At 41.1% G+C, this 1,671-nt stretch carries 1 protein-coding gene and 2 pseudogenes; 1 reads left to right on the top strand and 2 read right to left on the bottom strand.

Translation table 11 applies throughout. From position 1 onward, the window contains the following. A pseudogene (locus tag DDR33_RS26105) lies at window positions 1–785 on the bottom strand (hypothetical protein); the annotation flags it as partial. Between the two features lie 236 nt (window positions 786–1,021). On the opposite strand from DDR33_RS26105, the gene DDR33_RS26110 reads away from it, so the two are divergent. Further along, the gene (locus DDR33_RS26110; protein ID WP_158280863.1) at window positions 1,022–1,168 is read left to right on the top strand and encodes a hypothetical protein; all 147 of its coding nucleotides are present in this window, start codon (window positions 1,022–1,024) and stop codon (window positions 1,166–1,168) included. 53 nt (window positions 1,169–1,221) lie between these two features. Here the strand turns inward: DDR33_RS26110 and DDR33_RS26115 are convergent. Beyond that, window positions 1,222–1,671 (bottom strand): annotated as a pseudogene (locus tag DDR33_RS26115) (hypothetical protein); the annotation flags it as partial.

The following is a 1,671-nucleotide window of genomic DNA, read 5'->3' on the forward strand; positions in this document are numbered from 1 at the left end:
AACTCGATGACATATAAGGTGAGTTCAGATGGAATCCCTGGAAGATGTTTATTATCGGCAATAAAACTTTCAAGCTGTGGAAGGGAAGGCTTGGTATGAGAAGGAGAAAAGACATAATCCGGCCAGGATCCTTTTAATTGAACCTTTACCGACTCTGCGATCATGTTTCCGGCTACCGCAAGTTTATAACCTTTTGTGTCAGTGGTACCTATTCCAACCTCGCCTCTGAAGTAGTTTGTGCCAGCCCCATTTAAATAAGCGGTCGCTGTTTCTGAAACTCCGAAACGGTTCACATATGGTTCTATATCCGTTTTATACGTGTGGGAAGGCCCGTTTTCCTCGTTAAAAGGTAAAGGATTTTGTATGCCATCATAAATAACAGGGACAACTTCGCCATTTGCGTTATAATAATAGGTAGTTCCTCCTCCTCTTAACCATATAATAGCACGAAGACTATTATTATTTGCAGTTGCATCCTGCCATCCGGCAATGAAATCAAAGCTCTGAAGAATAAAGGCATCTATAAAATTAGAACCATGTCCCCATTGAGTAATATGGAACTTAAATTCTGAAATTATGGATCCTCGCCATGAGGCATCAGTATGCACGTTTGATCTTCCAATGTTAAGTATAGTTGGCTTATTGCTATACCAGTTATTATCCAACCATGTTACCGGATAAAACTTATCAAAATCTCCGCCAACAGTGATGTTCCCGCTGGATTGAGCGCGGGCGTTTTGGATCAGGAAAAAAAAGAGAAAGAAAATGAAATAGAGCTTTTTCATTGCATTTAGGATCATATCTTAAGATTTTCGCCGAATATAACACGTCAGACTGCGGTCATACTGCAGTCTGAAAAATGTGGAAAATTTTTCGATTCTTATGCTTTCGGCCTGGAGGAGGCTAATAGCGATGGTAGTGAGTAGTGCCTTTTGATGGTGATTGTTGTAGATGTGTACTAACCCCCTAAAAGACTGTACTAAATTTTAGAAACAATTTAGAATAATTAAATTAGGGAATCATGAAAAAAGGAAGAAGGAGCTTTACTGCTGAAGATCGTCTAGCTATAACTCAAGAAGGAGAACGGGAGGGTGCCATGGTCGCCTGCCGCAAGTACAATGTGGCGCCTTCCTTGTATAACTCGCTGGAAGAAGAAATATCTGAGTAAAGATAAAAACCACGACACAGGCCGATTTACGATCCTGCTGCTAGTCCAAATAGTCACCTGCTATGAGATTCAAAAGCCTTGATCAGGCTCTCCTGTTGTTGCTTTAGCTGATCAATTTGCTGTTGCTGGATTTGCAGTTGTTCCTGTTGGCTCTGAATTCTGGTATCCTTCTCTTTATCGCGTTTGTCTTTCTCAATAAGATACAGCGTTAGTTCTTCTATTTTTTTAGTTTGCAATTTCACTATCTCGCCCAGGTTAACACCGTTTTGCCTCACATCAGCTTCGGATGGCATGCCGGGAAGATGCTGATTCCTTTCAATGTACGCTTTCAGCTCGTCCAATGTTGCTAAAGGATAGCTTTTCTTAAAAACATAGTCCGGCCAGCCGTTCAGATCAACTTTTACTTCCCTGGCATGTATATTCCCATTTACCGAAAGTTTTGCATCAGGCGTTGTAGTGCCGATGCCCATATTTCCATTGGGCAGAATATTAAAGTAATCCTC

The sequence above is a fragment of the Pararcticibacter amylolyticus genome (assembly GCF_003130405.1).
In the GTDB taxonomy this organism is placed as follows: Bacteria; Bacteroidota; Bacteroidia; order Sphingobacteriales; family Sphingobacteriaceae; genus Arcticibacter; species Arcticibacter amylolyticus.